This is a genomic window from Flavobacterium sp. FG139 (assembly GCF_057809695.1).
Genome location: NZ_JBMDKL010000002.1, coordinates 188,214 through 205,721, shown reverse-complemented (window position 1 = coordinate 205,721; position 17,508 = coordinate 188,214). Strand labels below are relative to the sequence as shown.

Below are 17,508 nucleotides of genomic sequence, written 5' to 3'. Positions count from 1 at the left end.
TCAATGATTTTATGAGGATATTATTACTGCTTCTAAAAAACTTCCCACTTCGTACTTCTAACTTCGTACTTTTCCTTATATTTGCATGCAATTTAACTACAACAACTAAATTGCAACATGAAAGCACACACTACTAAAATCGTTGGAGAAGGACTTACTTACGACGATGTACTGCTCATCCCAAATTATTCCGAAGTTTTACCGCGCGACGTTAGTATTCAATCGAAATTTTCGAGAAATATTAGTTTGAATGTCCCTATAGTTTCTGCTGCCATGGACACGGTTACCGAAAGTGCTATGGCTATTGCGATGGCACAAGAAGGCGGCATCGGAGTGTTACACAAAAACATGACTATCGAACAGCAAGCTGCCAAAGTGCGTAAAGTGAAACGTGCCGAAGCCGGAATGATTATCGATCCAGTTACCTTACCTTTAACAGCAACCGTTGGCGATGCCAAACAAGCCATGAAAGAATTTGGTATTGGTGGAATTCCGGTGGTAGATGAAAACGGAATTTTAAAAGGAATTGCCACCAATAGAGATTTGCGTTTTGAAAAAATCAATTCGCGTTCCATATTGGAAGTCATGACTTCTAAAAACCTGGTAACTGCTGCTGTGGGTACTACCTTGCAAGAAGCAGAAGGCATTTTGCAACAAAATAAAATCGAAAAACTTCCTGTAGTCGATGCTGATTATAAATTGGTTGGATTGATTACTTTTAGAGATATTACTAAATTAACTCAAAAACCTATTGCCAATAAAGATCAATTTGGTCGTTTGCGCGTGGCTGCTGCTTTGGGAGTTACTGCCGATGCCTTAGAACGAGCAACGGCTTTGGTAAATGCTGGTGTTGATGCGGTGATTATTGATACGGCTCACGGACATACACAAGGTGTGGTGGCCGTTTTAAAACAAGTAAAAGAAAAATTCCCAAATTTAGATGTAGTGGTGGGAAACATTGCTACTCCAGAAGCCGCTTTATATTTAGTAGAAAATGGTGCTGATGCGGTTAAAGTAGGTATCGGACCAGGCTCGATTTGTACGACACGTGTGGTGGCTGGAGTTGGATTTCCACAATTTTCGGCAGTGTTAGAAGTCGCTGCCGCTTTAAGAGGTACTGGTATTCCGGTGATTGCTGATGGCGGCATTCGGTATACTGGCGATATTCCAAAAGCGATTGCCGCTGGAGCAGATTGCGTGATGTTGGGTTCACTTTTAGCCGGAACCAAAGAATCTCCGGGTGAAACAATTATTTTTGAAGGAAGAAAGTTCAAATCCTATCGCGGAATGGGTTCGGTAGAAGCCATGCAAGAAGGTTCGAAAGATCGTTATTTCCAAGATGTGGAAGACGATATTAAAAAATTAGTCCCAGAAGGAATTGTGGGTCGTGTTCCATACAAAGGCGAATTGAACGAAAGTATGCAACAATTTGTAGGTGGTTTACGAGCAGGTATGGGCTATTGTGGTGCTAAAGACGTACCAACATTACAAGAAACAGGACGATTTGTGAGAATAACAGCTAGTGGGATTGGAGAAAGCCATCCCCATAATGTGACGATAACTAAGGAAGCTCCAAATTATTCGAGGTAAGTTTTTGTTGTCGGTTTTCTGATGACAGTTCTTGGTTTACAGTTTGTCATTCATAAAGAATCTTTTTTAAAATAAATCATGAGCATTAAATTCAATTTAACAGAAACAATTGAATCAGAAATTTATTATGGTTCTTATGCAATTTATATTTTAGGAGGATATCATATTGATATAAATCCTGATTTTTATATAAAAATTGTAAATATTGAGAAAAATAAAGAGATTGAAATAACTGAAAAAAGTTTAAAATCAAGAGATTTCAAGTCAGGTAAAAAAGCAGTCAAATTTTTTACTTTTGAGAATGATGAATATGGGAAATTCGAAATATCGGTTCACAATTATAAAGATATAGTTGTAAAAGATTCTATTTTAGAATTCTTTCCTTTTCCATTTAACATACCCAATATTTTATTGTCTAAAGTTTTAGGTAGAAGTAGAAACAATAGAAATTTGAATGATATTGAAATTCTAATTGAATAAATCTATTTTCCAAACTAGACAATAAAATGCACAAAGAAAAAACGCAAGGTTTGCAAATTAAATCTTTGCGAACCTTGCGTAAAATCTTAGCGTTCTTTGCGGTTAAATTTTTAAATCCCCAAATAGTTACTCGGACTAATTTGCATTAATTCCACTTTAATTTCATCGGAAACGTGCAGTGTTTGGATGAAATTTTGAATCGCTTCTTTATTGATAACCGTGTTTGTTCTGGTTAAATCTTTCAATGCTTCATAAGGATTCGGGTAGCCTTCACGGCGTAAAATGGTTTGAATCGCTTCGGCCACTACGGCCCAGTTTTTCTCTAAATCTTCTTCGAATTTAACTTCGTTTAAAACCAATTTATTTAATCCTTTTAAAGTGGCTTCAAAAGCGATTAACGTGTGTCCCATCGGTACTCCGATATTTCGTAAAACCGTACTATCCGTTAAATCACGTTGCAATCTAGAAACGGGTAATTTGGCAGAAAGATGTTCGAAAATAGCATTGGCAATTCCTAAATTCCCTTCCGAGTTTTCAAAATCAATGGGGTTGACTTTATGTGGCATAGCCGAAGATCCAATTTCACCTGCTTTGATTTTTTGTTTGAAATAATCCATGGAAACGTACGTCCAAATGTCTCGGTCTAAATCTAAAACAATGTTGTTGATTCGTTTTAAAGCATCGAAAAAGGCTGCAAAATGGTCGTAATGCTCAATTTGTGTCGTTGGAAACGAATGATGTAATCCTAAAATGTCTTCTACAAAATCAGTTCCGAATTTCTTCCAATCGATATTGGGATACGCTACGTGATGGGCATTGTAATTTCCGGTGGCACCACCAAATTTGGCCGCAAACGGAACATTGAATAACAATCGCATTTGTTCTTCCAAACGTTCTACAAAAACCAAAATCTCTTTTCCTAATCGGGTAGGAGAAGCCGGTTGTCCGTGGGTTCTGGCTAACATTGGAACGTCTTTCCATTCCACGCTTAATTCTTTTAATTTGGCAATCAACGAAATTAAACTTGGTACGTATACTTTTTCAAAGGCTTCTTTGGTAGAAAGCGGAATGGCAGTATTGTTAATGTCTTGAGACGTTAATCCGAAGTGAATGAATTCTTTAAACGGTTCTAAACCAAGGGCGTCAAATTTACTTTTAATGAAATATTCCACGGCTTTAACATCGTGGTTGGTGGTTTTTTCAGTTTCTTTTATCCAAATGGCATCTTCTGTAGAGAAGTTGGTATAGAGTTTACGTAAATCGTCAAAAACCAATTTTTTTACGTCTGAAAGTTGTGGTAAATCTGCTTCGCACAAAGCGATGAAATATTCTACTTCAATTAGCACTCGGTATTTAATAAGAGCTTCTTCTGAAAAGAATGGAGCTAAAGAAGCCGTTTTACTTCTATATCTTCCATCAATAGGTGAAATAGCGTTTAATTCGGATAGTTGCATGGTGTTGTGTGTGTTGTTTGAAGGTGCAAATTTAGGTATAAGTTGTAAGTTATCGGTTATCTGTAGTCTGTTTTTTTAAATCATTTTAAGTAAAATTTCTTTTAGCAAAGGCACACCTTCACTCGCTTTTAGTCCAATAATTTCTACTTTATTTTTTACGTTATACAGGGTTCCTGGATTTGGGTCGATGTAATAAATTGGAATGTTTGGTGGTGTGAACTCTACTAAACCAGCTGCTGGGTACACTTGCAAAGAGGTTCCGATTACGGCAAAATAATCGGCTTGTTGGGTGATGGCTAAAGCTTCTTCCAAGGCAGGAACTTCTTCGCCAAACCAAACAATGTGTGGCCGCAATTGGTTTCCATTTGGATCGGAATCACCGGTTTTTAAATCCGATTTCCAATCTAAGATATAGTTTTTGTTTTTAGTGCTGCGCACTTTAAAGAGTTCGCCATGCAGGTGTAATACCTTAGAACTTCCTGCTTGTTCGTGTAAGTTGTCTACGTTTTGAGTGATGATGTGTACCTCAAAATGGTTTTCCAGTTCGGCAAGTACTTGATGTCCTAAATGGGGTTGTACTTCGTGCAATTGTCGGCGTCTTTGGTTATAAAAATCCAAGACCAATTCTTGATTTCTTAGCCAACCTTCAGGTGTTGCGACATCCATTACGTTATGACCTTCCCAGAGTCCGTCACTGTCGCGAAAGGTTTTGATACCGCTTTCGGCAGAGATGCCAGCACCTGTTAAAACGACTAATTTTTTCATATTTTTTATTTGGAATTAAAATTACACAATTTTACTATTTTTGCCAAAAATGATTTCAATGACATAATGCGTTAGGGATTAAAGTGAAAATCCTTTTATAAGTTGTAATGCAATGAAAACTTATAAAAGATTGCAGCGGAAAGCCCGCCTGCCTTTTTTTGGCAGGAACGCTCAGAATATAAAAAATGGTTGATTTAGAGTATTTAGCCTATTTGGAAGGATTTTTAACGGAGCAACGGAAAGAGCGATTTAGAGAAGTGTTGCACAACCGAACCAATCATTTTACGGTAGCCGTTGAGGATATTTTTCAGTTTCACAATACTAGTGCTGTGATGCGCAGTTGTGAGGTATTTGGGATACAAGAGCTTAATATTGTAGAGCAAAGGTTCGGAAAAGATATCGATAAAGAGATTGCGATGGGTGCTCAAAAATGGGTAGACATTAACAAGTTTGATACCATTGGAAATTGTATTGATGATTTGCGAACCAAAGGGTATCAGATTATTGCGACTACGCCACACAACGATTCGTGTTTGTTGCATGATTTTGATGTAACTCAAAAAAGTGCTTTGTTTTTTGGAACGGAAAAGGAAGGCTTATCGGAAGAAGTGTTGCAAAAAGCAGACGGTTATTTAAAGATTCCTATGGTTGGTTTTACGGAGAGTTTGAATATATCGGTTTCGGCCGCGATTATCATTCAGGATTTGACCAACAGATTGCGTCAATCGGATGTGAATTGGCAGTTGACCGAGGAAGAACTATTAGAAAAACGCTTGCTTTGGGCAAAGAATTCGATTAAAGATATTAAGCGCATTGAAGAGCGGTATTATCAAACTAATCTTTAAAAAATTCAACGCCATTTTCACCCACATAGCCTTTGCCTTTTTCGGTGGTTACTTCGAAAAGACCGAATTGCCAAAAATCGGAAATCGAAATGGGTTCTACGCTTTTGATGGCTGTATATTTTGGTTTGATGTAGGGATAAATCGTGTTGAAAACAAATACTCCTTTTCGGTTGTCTTTGGTTAAAATGTGGTCTTCATTGATATCGTCAAACTCACAATTTAGGATTGCTTTGTTACCCGATTGGATCAAACCGTATTTTCCGTTGCGTTTGGTTTTGAATACTTTAACATCTTTATTTATACCATCATAGATAACTTCATCATAAATAAGGTTGATAATTTCGGTATTTGACACTAAATCAATGACTCCTTTCAGATTGTTTTTAGTGACATAGGCAATTTCTAATGATTGATTGATCTGAACCTTATCATAAGTTTTCATTAATTCTGAGGCCATTAAATCGTAATCCTTTGAATCGCCTGAAATGGTTTCGCTGCCTAGTCTTTTTTCATAAATTGTAGCATATACTATATTGTTTTCAGGAACTTTAGTGTCGTAGTATTTTTTTTCACTTTTGGAAGTTCCAGCAATCCAAACAAATTTATCTACCGTTGCTTTTTCGTCTTTTTCTTCAACTTCGTCAGTTTCTTCTTCTCTGTAAGTTGATATGTAAATATATTCAATCGGAATTATGAGTTTTCCTGAAGCATTGATCAATCCTACTAAATCGCCCTTTTGAACTCTAAAACTTCCATTTTGTGTGGGCAATATATCATCATAAAGGCAAGGAATAATTTCTTTATTCTTGAGAAATAGTCCGGTTTTCCCTTTTTTAAATACCCAAAAACAGTTAGGATAATACTTGCTGATATGAATAGAATCATAGGTATTTGTTTCGGGCAAAAATACTTTTCGATCTTCATTAATAACAAAATAGGATTTATTAGTTTTTACAACATATCTGGAAACGTATTTATCATTTTGTTTTTCTATAAAAAAGGATTTGATTTCTTTATAGATTGGATTTATTTTCAGGTTTCCAAGTGTATCAGATAATCCCCAAAGTTTTTTTACTCGGAAGGGTATTAAAACTTCTGAACTGGCTGGTTTTTGGGCATATAAAGTAAATGAAATTATCAAAAATAGTATTGTCTTTTTCATAGAATGCTTCAATTTGTATCGATTTTCAAATATAAAAAAAATCCTCAATTAGTTTAATAATTGAGGATTTTGTATTGCCCTAAATGGGTTACTTTTTCAATACTTTATACTGTTCGTAACATTGACTAATAGCATCTAAAATTTGCAAATCGTTTGCCGTTTCAATAAAAGCTTCAGAGTAGTTGCAATGTTGTAGAATCTCGGCAATATCTTTTTTATCAATACCCAAAAGAACGGCTATCATTTCTCGATCAAATTTGGTTTCGAGCAGCGATTTTACGGTATTGTCTTTTTTCATTTCCTTTAGCTTTCGGAGTTCTTTGGGCTTTTTACCAAAGAAATTGTAGAGCATATCGGCTGGATTGAAAATCGAATTCATCACGCGTGAGAATGCTTTGGGAGAATATTCACCACCTTCATAACCTTGTGGTAAGCCCGAAATACTGTAGCGATAATTTTCTTTTTCTGGAATTAACTTACTGTCAACTTCAAGATAGCCTGTAAGTTTGTATTTTCTAATCACCACTTCTTCAAGAGCAATGGCTTTTTCGGTAAGTTCAATTTTAGCGTTTTTATTTTTAAGCCAATCGTTCGTGACCCTAACTCTGAGCGATTGAAAACCAATCATAGAGATGTGAAGTGTATCATTTACTTCGGCATCCAATTCGAAAGCACCGCGCGCGTTAGTAACTGTTCCTTTAACTTTATTGATGTTGATGATGTTCACATTTGCTAGCGGAAATGTAGTGGTGCCATTCACGATGGTTCCGTATACTTTTTTTTCAGTGGTAGTTTCTTGTGAAAACCCTGAAATTGAAAATAGCAGAAATAAAAAGGCTACAAAATATCTCATATATTTATTTGAAGGTTTAAAAGTATAAAACTCTCAAAGATAATGTATCGCTTTATTGAAATTATTATCAGAAAATTAACAAAGTGGTGAAATTTCCTTAAAAAAGAAATTCCAAACTCCAATAGTATTGGAATTTGGAATCTTAAAATTTATTTTATGGTAAAATTAACTTCTTCTAGGTCTTCTAACTTTAGCATCGTCAAAAGAACGACTTGCTGGTCTGTCAGAACTTTCAGAACGTCTTGGCGCGTTGCCTTCTCTTTGAGCAGCACCGGGCTCTCTTCTTGGAGCTGATGAGCTTCTTTCGCTTCTAAATCCGCCATCACGTCTTGGAGCGGAACTTCTGTCGCCACCACTTCTTGGACCAAAACTTCCAGAGCTTCTTCTTTCGCCGCCAGAATTTCTATCTCCTCTGAATCCGCCTGAGCTTCTTCCACCACCAAATCCGCCGCCACTTCTTCCGTTGTGGTCACGTCTTTCACGGCTTCCGCCATCGTTTTTAGAAATTTCAACGTTGATTCTTCTACCGTTAAGGTCAAATCCGTTAAGAACAGACATCACTTTATCAGTATGTTCACCATCAGTATTAAAGAAAGAGAAACCTTCTTTTACATCTACTTTGAATACGTCGTCACGACCTAAGTCTAGTGTTTCTTTTAAGAAATCTTTCAGTTGCATCCAATCGAAATCGTCTCTAGCTCCAATATTTACGAAATAACGCACAGGATCACCAGCTCTAATTTCTCTTGGTTCTGAACTTCTTTCGCTTCTGTCACTACCTTTTTCACCTGATAAATCACGTTTCTTTTTGTAGTAGTTGATGAATCTGTTGAATTCAACCGAAACCATTTTTTTGATTAATTCTTCTTTAGTCAAACCATCAAGAACTTCGTTGATAGCTGGTAAATAGTTGTCTATTTCGTGGTCAACTTCGGTATCTTTAATTTTGTTTGCTAAGTGCAACAATTGAATTTCGCAGATTTCAATTCCGGATGGAATTGTTTTTTCTTGAAATTTTTGTTGGATAATTCTTTCGATAGACGAAATTTTACGAATCTCACTTTTAGTAATGATTACGATTGAGGTTCCTAATTTACCAGCACGACCAGTTCGACCTGAACGGTGGTTATAGGTTTCAATTTCGTCTGGCAATTGATAGTTTACTACGTGAGTAATGTTATCAACGTCAATTCCACGTGCCGCAACGTCTGTTGCAACCAACATTTGAATTTGACGACCTCTAAACGATTTCATTACGCCATCACGTTGCGCTTGAGATAAATCTCCGTGCAATGCAGCAGCACTGTAACCATCTTCAATTAATTTTTCTGCAACCGCTTGAGTATCGCGTTTTGTTCTACAAAAAACTACAGAAAAAATATCTGGATTGGCATCTGCTAAACGTTTTAAAGCTTCATAACGGTCACGAGCGTTTACACAATAAAATTCGTGAGAAACAGTCGCCGAACCTGAATTTTTGCTACCCACAGTAACTTCTGCTGGGTCGTGCATAAATTTCTTTGCAATTCGTGCTACTTCTGCAGGCATTGTTGCAGAGAATAACCAAGTGTTTTTCTCATCTGGAGTATCCGATAAAATGGATACAATGTCTTCATAAAAACCCATATTCAACATCTCATCGGCTTCGTCAAGAATACAAAAATTGATGTTTTTGATGTTTACAAGACCACGATTGATCATGTCTTGCATTCTACCTGGAGTTGCCACAATAATTTGTGCTCCACGTTTAATTTCTCGGGCTTGTTCTGTAATGCTTGCACCACCATAAACTGCCACTGTATGTAATCCTTTTACATATTTTGAGTATTGTTTAATCTCGTTGGTGATTTGTAAGCATAGCTCACGCGTTGGGGATAAAATTAACGCTTGTGTACTTCGGTCTTCAGCATCAATTTTTTGGATAAGCGGAAAACCAAATGCTGCTGTTTTCCCTGTTCCTGTTTGTGCTAAAGCTACTAAGTCTGTGTTTTTTTCCAATAAGACTGGAATGGCTTTTTCTTGCACTTCTGACGGATTCTCAAATCCTAGATCTTTGATCGCCAGCAGTAACGACTCATTCAGACCTAATTGTTCAAATTTATTCATATTGTATTTTAAAATTGGGTGCAAAGGTAAGTTTTAAAAACGATATAAACTAATTTGTTGTTTTTTGATAATCAGTTAGTTGTCTGTTTTTGGTAGATTGTTGTTGGTTTGAAATGTTCTGATTACTACAATTAGTCATCTAAATTTTTGCAAAAATCTACCAATTGTTTAACTGCTTGTCCTCTATGGCTGATACTTGATTTTTCGACCATTGTTAATTCAGCAAATGTTTTCGAAAAGCCATCTGCAACGAAGATCGGATCATAACCAAAGCCGTTATCTCCAATTTTTTCATCAATGATTTTTCCGTTTATAATTCCAGTAAAAAGGTGCTGTTTGCCTTTATAATTAAGACAAATAACAGTCTTGAAATTGGCTTTTTTGTTGGTTTTACCTTTAAGATTTAATAACAATTTGTTCATGTTATTGTTGTCGTTTTTTGGTTCGCCTGCATATCTAGCAGAGTAAACTCCTGGTGCGCCATTTAGAGCATCAACTTCCAAACCCGAATCATCAGCAAAACAATCGCAACCATATTTTTCGGTGATATAATTGGCTTTTAGTATGGCATTTCCTTCAATAGTATCAGCAGTTTCTGGGATATCTTCGGTGCAACCAATATCTTGTAAGCTTACAATTTGGATCGTTGAAGGAACTAATTGTTGGATTTCTTTTATTTTATTATGGTTGTTTGATGCAAATACAAGTTTCATATTTAGAAAAAAGTTTAAGGTGCTAAGTTACAATTATTCAGTTTCTAGTAAAAATCTTATTTTTTTTTTTATTTTGGAAAGTCCTTATTTTATTGGTTTTTTGTAAGAATTAATCAATTTTTAAGATTTAATTTTAACATACATAAAACCAAAAGTTTTTTTTTGTCGTAAATGAATTACCCAACTTAATAACTTAATCTAATGAAAATAAGTAAACTAGGCATTGCTTGCCTTTTTGTGTTGCTTTTGTTTTGTATCACAACCTGCCATTCGCAATTTATCATTGATGGAAATAAGCATTTCAAACATCAATCATTGCATAACAATACTTCTCTTTATAATTCAAAACAAAAAGAATTGTCCATCAATGAAGTAATTGCAATTCCAATAAATCAATTTCAAAAATTAAAGAATGAGAATACCGATTTAGGATTCACATCGGATAACTATTGGCTGCATTTTCAAATAAAAAATGAAATGAAGGATGATGTGCAATATTATATCGAAACTTCTCGACCAATTGTAGATTTTGCTGAATTTTACCAAATTGACAAAGATGGTACCATACATAAGCAAGTTAGCGGTGACGGTATTCCTTTTGAAAAGCGCAGTTTTCAGCATCGAAAAACTATCTTTAAAATTGAGTTAAAACCCAATGAAATAGGAAATTATTACATTCATTTAAAAAGTGATGGTGAAGTAATTAATGCTCCTGTTATCATGCGAACTTCGGAAGATTTGATTACCGAAACTTCATTTGAACAAATTGTCTTCGGTTTTTTTTATGGGATATTAGCCATAGCGTCGATACTGTATTTCTTCTTTTATTTTGCCATGAAAGAAAGAGTATTTTTATATTATTCTTTGTACGTAGTTTTTATAGGATTATTACAATTTTCACTCGACGGCTATTTTTATCAATTCATCACGCCAGGATCGGGTTGGCTTTCTAATAGATCGGTATTATTGTTTGCTGTGATATCGGGTTCTTTTTTAGGGAAGTATGCACAGAATTATCTTCAAGTAGGACTGATTAGTAAGTATTTAAACCTAATGTATAATACTTTATATGTATTATTCGGGATTTTGTTTTCAGTAATTATTTTAATTCCGAGTTGGTTTCCTTATTGTTATCCAGCAATGAATGGCTTAGGCTTATTTTTATTGCTATTGATAATTAGTTCTTTAGTAGTTCTTTACTATAAAACAAAACGAGTTTATGAATTTTTTACTTTGGGTGTTATTTCGTTAATAACTGGTTTTGTATTGTTCATTCTTAAAAATTTCAGTTTGTTACCGTATAATTTTATTACGGAGAATAGTTCAAAATTAGGAACTGGAGTAGAGGTGATTTTCTTATCACTTTCGATGGCAAATCTTATTAAAAAATTGAAAGAAGATCGTGAGAAATTACAAGAAGTAGCACTCCAAAAGTCGGAGGAAATGAACGAAATGAAGTCGTATTTCTTATCTAATATTAGTCACGAATTAAGAACGCCACTAAATGCTATCATGAATTTTATTGAATCTATAGAAGGTGAAACGGATAGCAAATCGATTAAAGAAAAATCAGAGATAATTAAAGGTTCATCGAGTAGTTTATTGAGTTCTGTAAATGATATTTTAGATTTCTCTAAAATTGAAAAAGATGAAATTCGTCTTGAGTTTACGGAATTTAACGCCCATAACCTATTGGAAGATATACGAGCTAATATTGCTGGTAGAGCTAAAGAACAAGGGTTGGATTTCATATTTTCAAAACCCAATGATTTACCTGAAATGGTGAAAGGCGATGGCGAAAGAATTCGTCAAATTTTGATGAATTTATTGCTCAATGCATTGAAATTTACCGAAAAAGGATTCGTTAAATTCACCATTGAGTCAGAAGTTAAAGGTGATTCTGTGGATTTGAAATTTATAATTTCGGATACAGGTGTCGGAATTTCAAAGGAAAAATTGAACAGTATTTACGACTCATTTTCTCAGCAATCCATCAACAATAAACGAAAATATGGTGGGCTAGGATTAGGGTTATATATTGTTAAAGCTTTAGTTAACTTACACAAAGGAAGTATTGAATTGCAAAGTATTTTAAATCAAGGTACTGTTTGTGAAGTCAATCTTAGAGTTGAAAAAGCAGAAGTTAAGACAGTGGTTCAAGAAGTAACTGCCGAATTCGATTTGAACGGAAAACGCATTTTGGTGGTAGAAGACAATGCCATGAATCAGATGGTATTGAAAATGATTATGAAAAAATGGCTCAATACCGAAGTTGATTTCGCTAATAATGGTGAAGAAGCTTTAGAAATAATGAAAACAATCAAGTTTGACGTGATATTAATGGATCTTCAAATGCCTGTTATGGATGGGTATGAAGCTACAATTGAAATTCGCAAAGGAAACTCAGGAATTAACGACAAAAACATTCCAATTATTGCTGTAACTGCTGATGTTATGGAAACCACAAAAGATCGTGTTAAAGAAATAGGTATGGATTATTACCTTTCTAAACCAGTAGATAAGAGCAAACTGTACAACACAATTTTAGAGATTGCTTGCTAATTAATGTAAAATTATTTGCAAACTTTTAGCGCTTGTTGCATTGGAAAGTGTGCAGATATACAATCCAGATTCTAAATCGGAAGCATCAATAGTTTTGTAGTTAATGCCAGCGTTTACTTCGTCTAAGTTTACTTCTTTTACTTTTCTTCCGATATAATCATATAAAATGATTGAGGTATTTTGAACATCATCCAATGAGAAAGAAACCTGAATTTGTTTTGAATTGGTTGGATTTGGTGCCACTACAAAATTTGTAGTGTCTGCTTCCATTTCAGGTAGCGATAAATTGGATGACATCAACCAAATAGTAATGTTCATTAAAAGCTTTTGATGATTTCCAGCGGCATCTGTAATATAGCCATCATATAGTGTATCGCCAGTATCTCCAGTACCATCATCTGCAATAGAGCTATCTCCAACAGCGGCCACTTTTCCAGAGCCATAAGTGGCATAGGCACAAAGCACATTCAAAAAGCCAGTTGTTGACGCTCCAGTTTTGTAGGCAACTCCCTTTACAGAGGGATTGCTTGTGGTATTTAATGTCATAGTGGTACCGCCGCTCCATTGTACTTTAGTTACATTTCCAGCCACACCATGTAAAATTGGGTCGGTTGGCAAATTAGCCACATTAGTGTAGGTTCCAGAAATATCAACATAATCAAATGAAATTCCGAATGGGTCTTGTACAACCGAGTTGTTTCCCATTAAATCATTCCAAATGTGTGGTGAATCATATCCATCATTATTTCTATCTGATATATCGTGATCGGCAATCATAAATAAACCACCACCATTGGCAACAAAATTAATTATAGCAGTTTTTTCAGTAGCAGAAAACAACATGTTGGGTTCAGTTACTATAAAAGCCTTGTAATTACTTAAATCTTGCGGATTGGTTGAATTGCCATAAGTTATCAATCCGTTGAAAGGCAATGTTTCTACGGTGTAGCCTTTTTTCGCACAATCTACTGCCCAGTAGGAAATAGCGCCTTGCCAGTAATCTTCTGTAGTCGAAGCGGTGATTCCTGATTGTGCCGGAGTAGGGTATCGTTGTGCATTAGAAGCACCAGTAGTGCCAGTACTTGCGTAAGGTAAATGAGTGGTACTATTAAAATAAATGTTATGTGCATCGGCATCTATAATCCAATCGGCATTCCCAGCCATTTCGGCTTTGGTAGCATCAAAAAGAATCTTGTTTTGAGCATTTGCAAAGGTATTGGATAAGATGAATACAGTAAGAACAATTTTAGTAATAGAAAGTTTCATTATGTTTAGTTTTTTAAAAAGGCAACCGACAAAATTACTACTATTTTACAAGTTTGGAACTTAATTATTGCTTAATTCGTGATTTTAACAGAATGTCATTTGTTTGTGAGTAAAATAATTTAGAAAAACTATTTTTTATTCCTACTTTTGCAACGTTTTTTAACAACTTATTTATCATGGTAAAAGATTTATTTGAAAGAATACAAAACAATAAAGGACCTTTAGGAAAATGGGCTTCACAAGCAGAGGGATACTTTGTTTTTCCAAAATTGGAAGGCGAATTGGGTCCGAGAATGAAATTCCAAGGAAAAGATATTTTGAACTGGAGTTTGAATGACTATTTGGGTCTTGCCAATCATCCTGAAGTTCGTAAAGCCGATGCCGATGCCGCAATTGCCTATGGTGCAGCGTATCCAATGGGAGCTCGAATGATGAGTGGTCATACTAATGCTCACGAACAATTAGAAAATGAATTAGCAGCTTTCGTTATGAAAGAATCGGCTTATTTATTGAATTTTGGTTACCAAGGAATCATGTCTTGTATTGATGCTTTAGTAACTAAAAATGATGTTATTGTGTATGATGTTGATGCTCATGCATGTATTATTGATGGTGTTCGTTTACACATGGGAAAACGATTTACTTACCGTCATAATGACATCGAAAGCATGGAGAAAAACCTGCAACGCGCGACTAAATTAGCTGAAGAAACTGGTGGCGGAATTCTATTCATTACCGAAGGAGTTTTCGGAATGCGCGGTCAACAAGGTAAGTTGAAAGAAATTGTAGCAATGAAAAAGAAATACAATTTCCGTTTATTGGTTGATGATGCTCATGGTTTTGGTACTCTAGGTGCTACTGGAGCTGGAGCTGGAGAAGAGCAAGGCTGTCAAGACGGAATTGATGTGTATTTTTCAACATTTGCCAAATCAATGGCAAGTATTGGGGCTTTTTTAGCTGCAGATAAAGATATTATTGATTATTTGAAATATAATTTACGTTCACAAATGTTTGCAAAAGCATTACCAATGATTCAAACTGTTGGAGCTCTAAAACGTTTGGAGTTATTGCGCAAATCATCTGAATTGAAAGACAAACTTTGGGAAAATGTAAACGCTCTTCAAGGTGGATTGAAAGCTAAAGGATTTAATATTGGTGATACCAACACTTGTGTGACTCCAGTATATCTAGAAGGTTCTATTCCAGAGGCGATGATTATGGTGAATGATTTAAGAGAAAATTATGGTATTTTCTTGTCGATTGTAGTGTATCCAGTGATTCCAAAAGGTATTATTTTGTTACGTATGATACCAACAGCTTCTCACACAATTGAAGATATTAATGAAACTTTAGCCGCATTCGAAGCCATTCGCGAAAAATTAGTGAATGGGACTTATGCTAAAATTGCAGAAGCTAGTGTGCAAAATGTAGAATAGTTTTTGTTTTAAGAAATGTAAAAAAAATCCATTCAGGTTAATGAATGGATTTTTTATTTATAAGTCTTTTTTATACGTTCTCCTTCTTCTAAAAGTTACTGGGTCAAAATGCTTCCACAATTGGTGAATAGCAATGTTGTCTTCTAATTCGGGCGTTCTAATGCAATCTTGAATCCCTTTTTCTTTAAAAGTTTTATAGTATTCATCAAATATAATTGCTGTAACTCCTTTACTTTGATATTCGGGATCAACTCCTATTAAGTAAAACAGTACTTCTTTACTTTCTTTTTTTGCTTTCAATAAATGATAAAAACCAAAAGGGAATAATCTACCATTAGCTTTTTGTAAAGCTCTTGAAAAACTAGGCATTACAATACTAAACGCTACCATATTGTCGTCTTTATCCATCACAAACTTGATGTATTCTGGATTGATAAAACTGATGTATTTCTTTTTGAAATATTCTTTTTGGACATCTGTAATGGCCACAAAAGACGATAAATTAGCATACGAAGCATTGAATAAATCGAACATTTTATCTACATAAGGCATAATCGATTTATTGTCTGTGAAATTCAATTCTTTGAGTTGATAACGCTTTTTAATTAAAGGTACAATTTTTTCAAAAGAATCGGTTTTTACGTTAGAGAATGGAAATTTATTTTCTAAATATTCTTTTTCTTTTACATAACCTAATTGCTCTAAATGGTCTTTATAATACGGATAATTATACCAAGTAATCATCGAACCTAATTCGTCATAACCCTCGGTTAGCACACCCACTTTGTCTAAGTTTGAAAATCCCATAGGACCTTCTACAAATTCAAGGTCATTTTTACGTCCTAATTCATACACTTTTTCAAGAAGCGCTTTGGTCACTTCTAGGTCATCAATCACATCCCACCAACCAAAACGAACTTTCTTTTTTTGTTGCTTATTCACTTCATCCCAATTGATAATAGCCGCAATTCTTCCCACAATTTTATGGTCTTTATAGGCAAGGTAAAAATAAGCTTCTGCACTTTTAAATGCTGGGTTTTTGGTTTTATCAAAGGTTTCCAATTCATCTTGAATCAATGGTGGAACCCAATACGGATGGTTTTTATATAATGAAAAAGGAAATTTTACATATTCTTTCAATAAGGCAGGAGTCGTAGCTTCTTTAATTGTAATCATGGCAATTAGGGTTTTAACTGAACTTCGTCAAGGCGTTTTTTGGTTTTTTCTTTTTCTTTATCCTTGGCCTTTTCTTTTTTGCTTTTGTCTTTCTTCTTGTCTTGTTTGGGAGCCCTTAATAATACTTGATCGTAATTTTCGTCATACCTCCAAGAAAATCCTATTCCAGCATACAAGAGCTTTGGAGTATCTTTGTAATTTCGACTTATGGAAGCATCTACTTGAATGTTACTGCCGAATAAGTAAGCTGCTCCAACGGTAAAAATTCCGTCAGAGTAATAATCACCTTTGAATCCTCTGTTTTCTAAAAACCCCGATACTTTATCATTAAATCCTTTGGTTAAAGTAACCACATAACCATAGGATTGATACGGTGAAAAGATTTGATCAGAATAGATATTGGTCACAAAAACCCAAGCGCCTGGAAATTGATTTTGAGTAATTAACATTACCTTTGGTGTAAGTCTTTTTACAGGTTCATCGCCTCTAAAAAAAGAGCTGATGCTTGTGTTGTAATTAAACCCTGCAAAACCCGATATTGCCGGAATCAATTGGTGCCAACTGTATTTATGATTGGCTTTCCAACTGTACATGTTTACTGGTTTTTCGTAATTTTTTTCAGGATCGTAAAATAGATATTTTGCCCCCAATGTTATAGTTTTTAGGGCTTTTCTATGAACGTCAAAGTAATCTGAAGAGTACCGGTCATTCTGATAATTGACACTCATAATTCCTTCTAATTCTTCTTTAAAAAAGCCATAACGCGCTGTTAAATCACCGGTGTATCCTTTTATTTTATAATCCAGAAGATTGTGTTTTTCATTGATGTAATTCAGGCCACTTTCAACTTGAATGACTGTTTTTCCAACAGAAAAAGCCGACATTGAATTCCCAGGTCTATTAGAATTGATGACATCGGTATATTGTGCCGAGGCATATTTGCTTGTGAGTAAAACGATTAGTAGGAGATAGTTTTTTACTTTCATGATTTTTACATTCAATTTTGGAAATCCAAATGTACTATATTTTATTATTTATTTAAGAGGTAATCCTCAATTTGAATGTAGGAATTTAGTATTTTTGACAAAATTTTTTATGTT

General features: G+C 34.9%; 14 protein-coding genes. 5 read left to right on the top strand and 9 right to left on the bottom strand.

What is annotated here, in order from left to right:
- Positions 1 to 117: 117 nt before the first annotated feature.
- Together guaB and ACODSI_RS02360 are read left to right on the top strand one after the other, a co-directional pair.
- Positions 118 to 1,590 carry an IMP dehydrogenase gene (gene guaB / locus ACODSI_RS02365; RefSeq protein WP_488915245.1) on the top strand — a complete coding sequence of 491 codons (1,473 nt, stop codon included), beginning with the start codon at positions 118 to 120 and terminating at the stop codon, positions 1,588 to 1,590.
- Positions 1,591 to 1,668: 78 nt separating this feature from the next.
- Positions 1,669 to 2,070, top strand: a complete 402-nt coding sequence (locus tag ACODSI_RS02360; RefSeq protein WP_488915244.1) for a hypothetical protein — start codon at positions 1,669 to 1,671, stop codon at positions 2,068 to 2,070.
- Positions 2,071 to 2,180: 110 nt separating this feature from the next.
- Here ACODSI_RS02360 and purB read toward each other — a convergent pair whose 3' ends face one another.
- Both purB and ACODSI_RS02350 read right to left on the bottom strand, forming a co-directional pair.
- Positions 2,181 to 3,524, bottom strand: a complete 1,344-nt coding sequence (gene purB, locus ACODSI_RS02355) for an adenylosuccinate lyase (protein ID WP_488915243.1) — start codon at positions 3,522 to 3,524, stop codon at positions 2,181 to 2,183.
- Between the two features lie 75 nt (positions 3,525 to 3,599).
- A complete protein-coding gene (locus tag ACODSI_RS02350; RefSeq protein ID WP_488915242.1) occupies positions 3,600 to 4,289 on the bottom strand; it encodes an SIR2 family NAD-dependent protein deacylase in 690 nt (229 codons plus the stop codon).
- A gap of 185 nt (positions 4,290 to 4,474) precedes the next feature.
- On the opposite strand from ACODSI_RS02350, the gene ACODSI_RS02345 reads away from it, so the two are divergent.
- Complete coding sequence (locus ACODSI_RS02345) at positions 4,475 to 5,134, top strand: TrmH family RNA methyltransferase (protein WP_488915241.1); 660 nt, start codon at positions 4,475 to 4,477, stop codon at positions 5,132 to 5,134.
- Here ACODSI_RS02345 and ACODSI_RS02340 read toward each other — a convergent pair.
- From ACODSI_RS02340 to ACODSI_RS02325, 4 genes are all read right to left on the bottom strand, one after another.
- Positions 5,124 to 6,296 (bottom strand): WG repeat-containing protein, encoded by a 1,173-nt coding sequence (locus tag ACODSI_RS02340; RefSeq protein ID WP_488915240.1) that lies wholly within the window; start codon positions 6,294 to 6,296, stop codon positions 5,124 to 5,126. The two genes, ACODSI_RS02345 and ACODSI_RS02340, sit on opposite strands and share 11 nt — an antisense overlap.
- Positions 6,297 to 6,384: 88 nt before the next feature.
- Positions 6,385 to 7,149: a carboxypeptidase-like regulatory domain-containing protein gene (locus ACODSI_RS02335; protein ID WP_488915239.1), complete on the bottom strand. Its 765-nt coding sequence runs from the start codon at positions 7,147 to 7,149 to the stop codon at positions 6,385 to 6,387.
- 165 nt (positions 7,150 to 7,314) lie between these two features.
- Positions 7,315 to 9,255 carry a DEAD/DEAH box helicase gene (locus ACODSI_RS02330; RefSeq protein ID WP_488915238.1) on the bottom strand — a complete coding sequence of 647 codons (1,941 nt, stop codon included), beginning with the start codon at positions 9,253 to 9,255 and terminating at the stop codon, positions 7,315 to 7,317.
- 131 nt (positions 9,256 to 9,386) lie between these two features.
- Complete coding sequence (locus tag ACODSI_RS02325; RefSeq protein ID WP_488915237.1) at positions 9,387 to 9,968, bottom strand: non-canonical purine NTP diphosphatase; 582 nt, start codon at positions 9,966 to 9,968, stop codon at positions 9,387 to 9,389.
- Positions 9,969 to 10,169: 201 nt separating this feature from the next.
- Between ACODSI_RS02325 and ACODSI_RS02320 the strand changes: the two genes are divergently transcribed.
- A complete protein-coding gene (locus ACODSI_RS02320; protein ID WP_488915236.1) occupies positions 10,170 to 12,530 on the top strand; it encodes a hybrid sensor histidine kinase/response regulator in 2,361 nt (786 codons plus the stop codon).
- Here the strand turns inward: ACODSI_RS02320 and ACODSI_RS02315 are convergent, their stop codons facing one another.
- Positions 12,531 to 13,796, bottom strand: a complete 1,266-nt coding sequence (locus tag ACODSI_RS02315; RefSeq protein ID WP_488915235.1) for a T9SS type A sorting domain-containing protein — start codon at positions 13,794 to 13,796, stop codon at positions 12,531 to 12,533. It abuts the gene before it with no gap.
- A 176-nt stretch (positions 13,797 to 13,972) separates the two neighbouring features.
- Here ACODSI_RS02315 and capB point away from each other — a divergent pair, with 176 nt between their 5' ends.
- Positions 13,973 to 15,232 carry a cysteate-C-fatty acyltransferase gene (gene capB, locus ACODSI_RS02310; RefSeq protein WP_488915234.1) on the top strand — a complete coding sequence of 420 codons (1,260 nt, stop codon included), beginning with the start codon at positions 13,973 to 13,975 and terminating at the stop codon, positions 15,230 to 15,232.
- 57 nt (positions 15,233 to 15,289) lie between these two features.
- Here the strand turns inward: capB and ACODSI_RS02305 are convergent, their stop codons facing one another.
- Positions 15,290 to 16,408, bottom strand: coding sequence for a GTP cyclohydrolase (locus ACODSI_RS02305; protein WP_488915233.1), 1,119 nt, complete (start codon positions 16,406 to 16,408; stop codon positions 15,290 to 15,292).
- Positions 16,409 to 16,413: 5 nt separating this feature from the next.
- On the bottom strand, positions 16,414 to 17,394 hold the full coding sequence (locus ACODSI_RS02300; protein ID WP_488915232.1) for a transporter: 981 nt from the start codon (positions 17,392 to 17,394) through the stop codon (positions 16,414 to 16,416).
- Positions 17,395 to 17,508 lie beyond the last annotated feature (114 nt).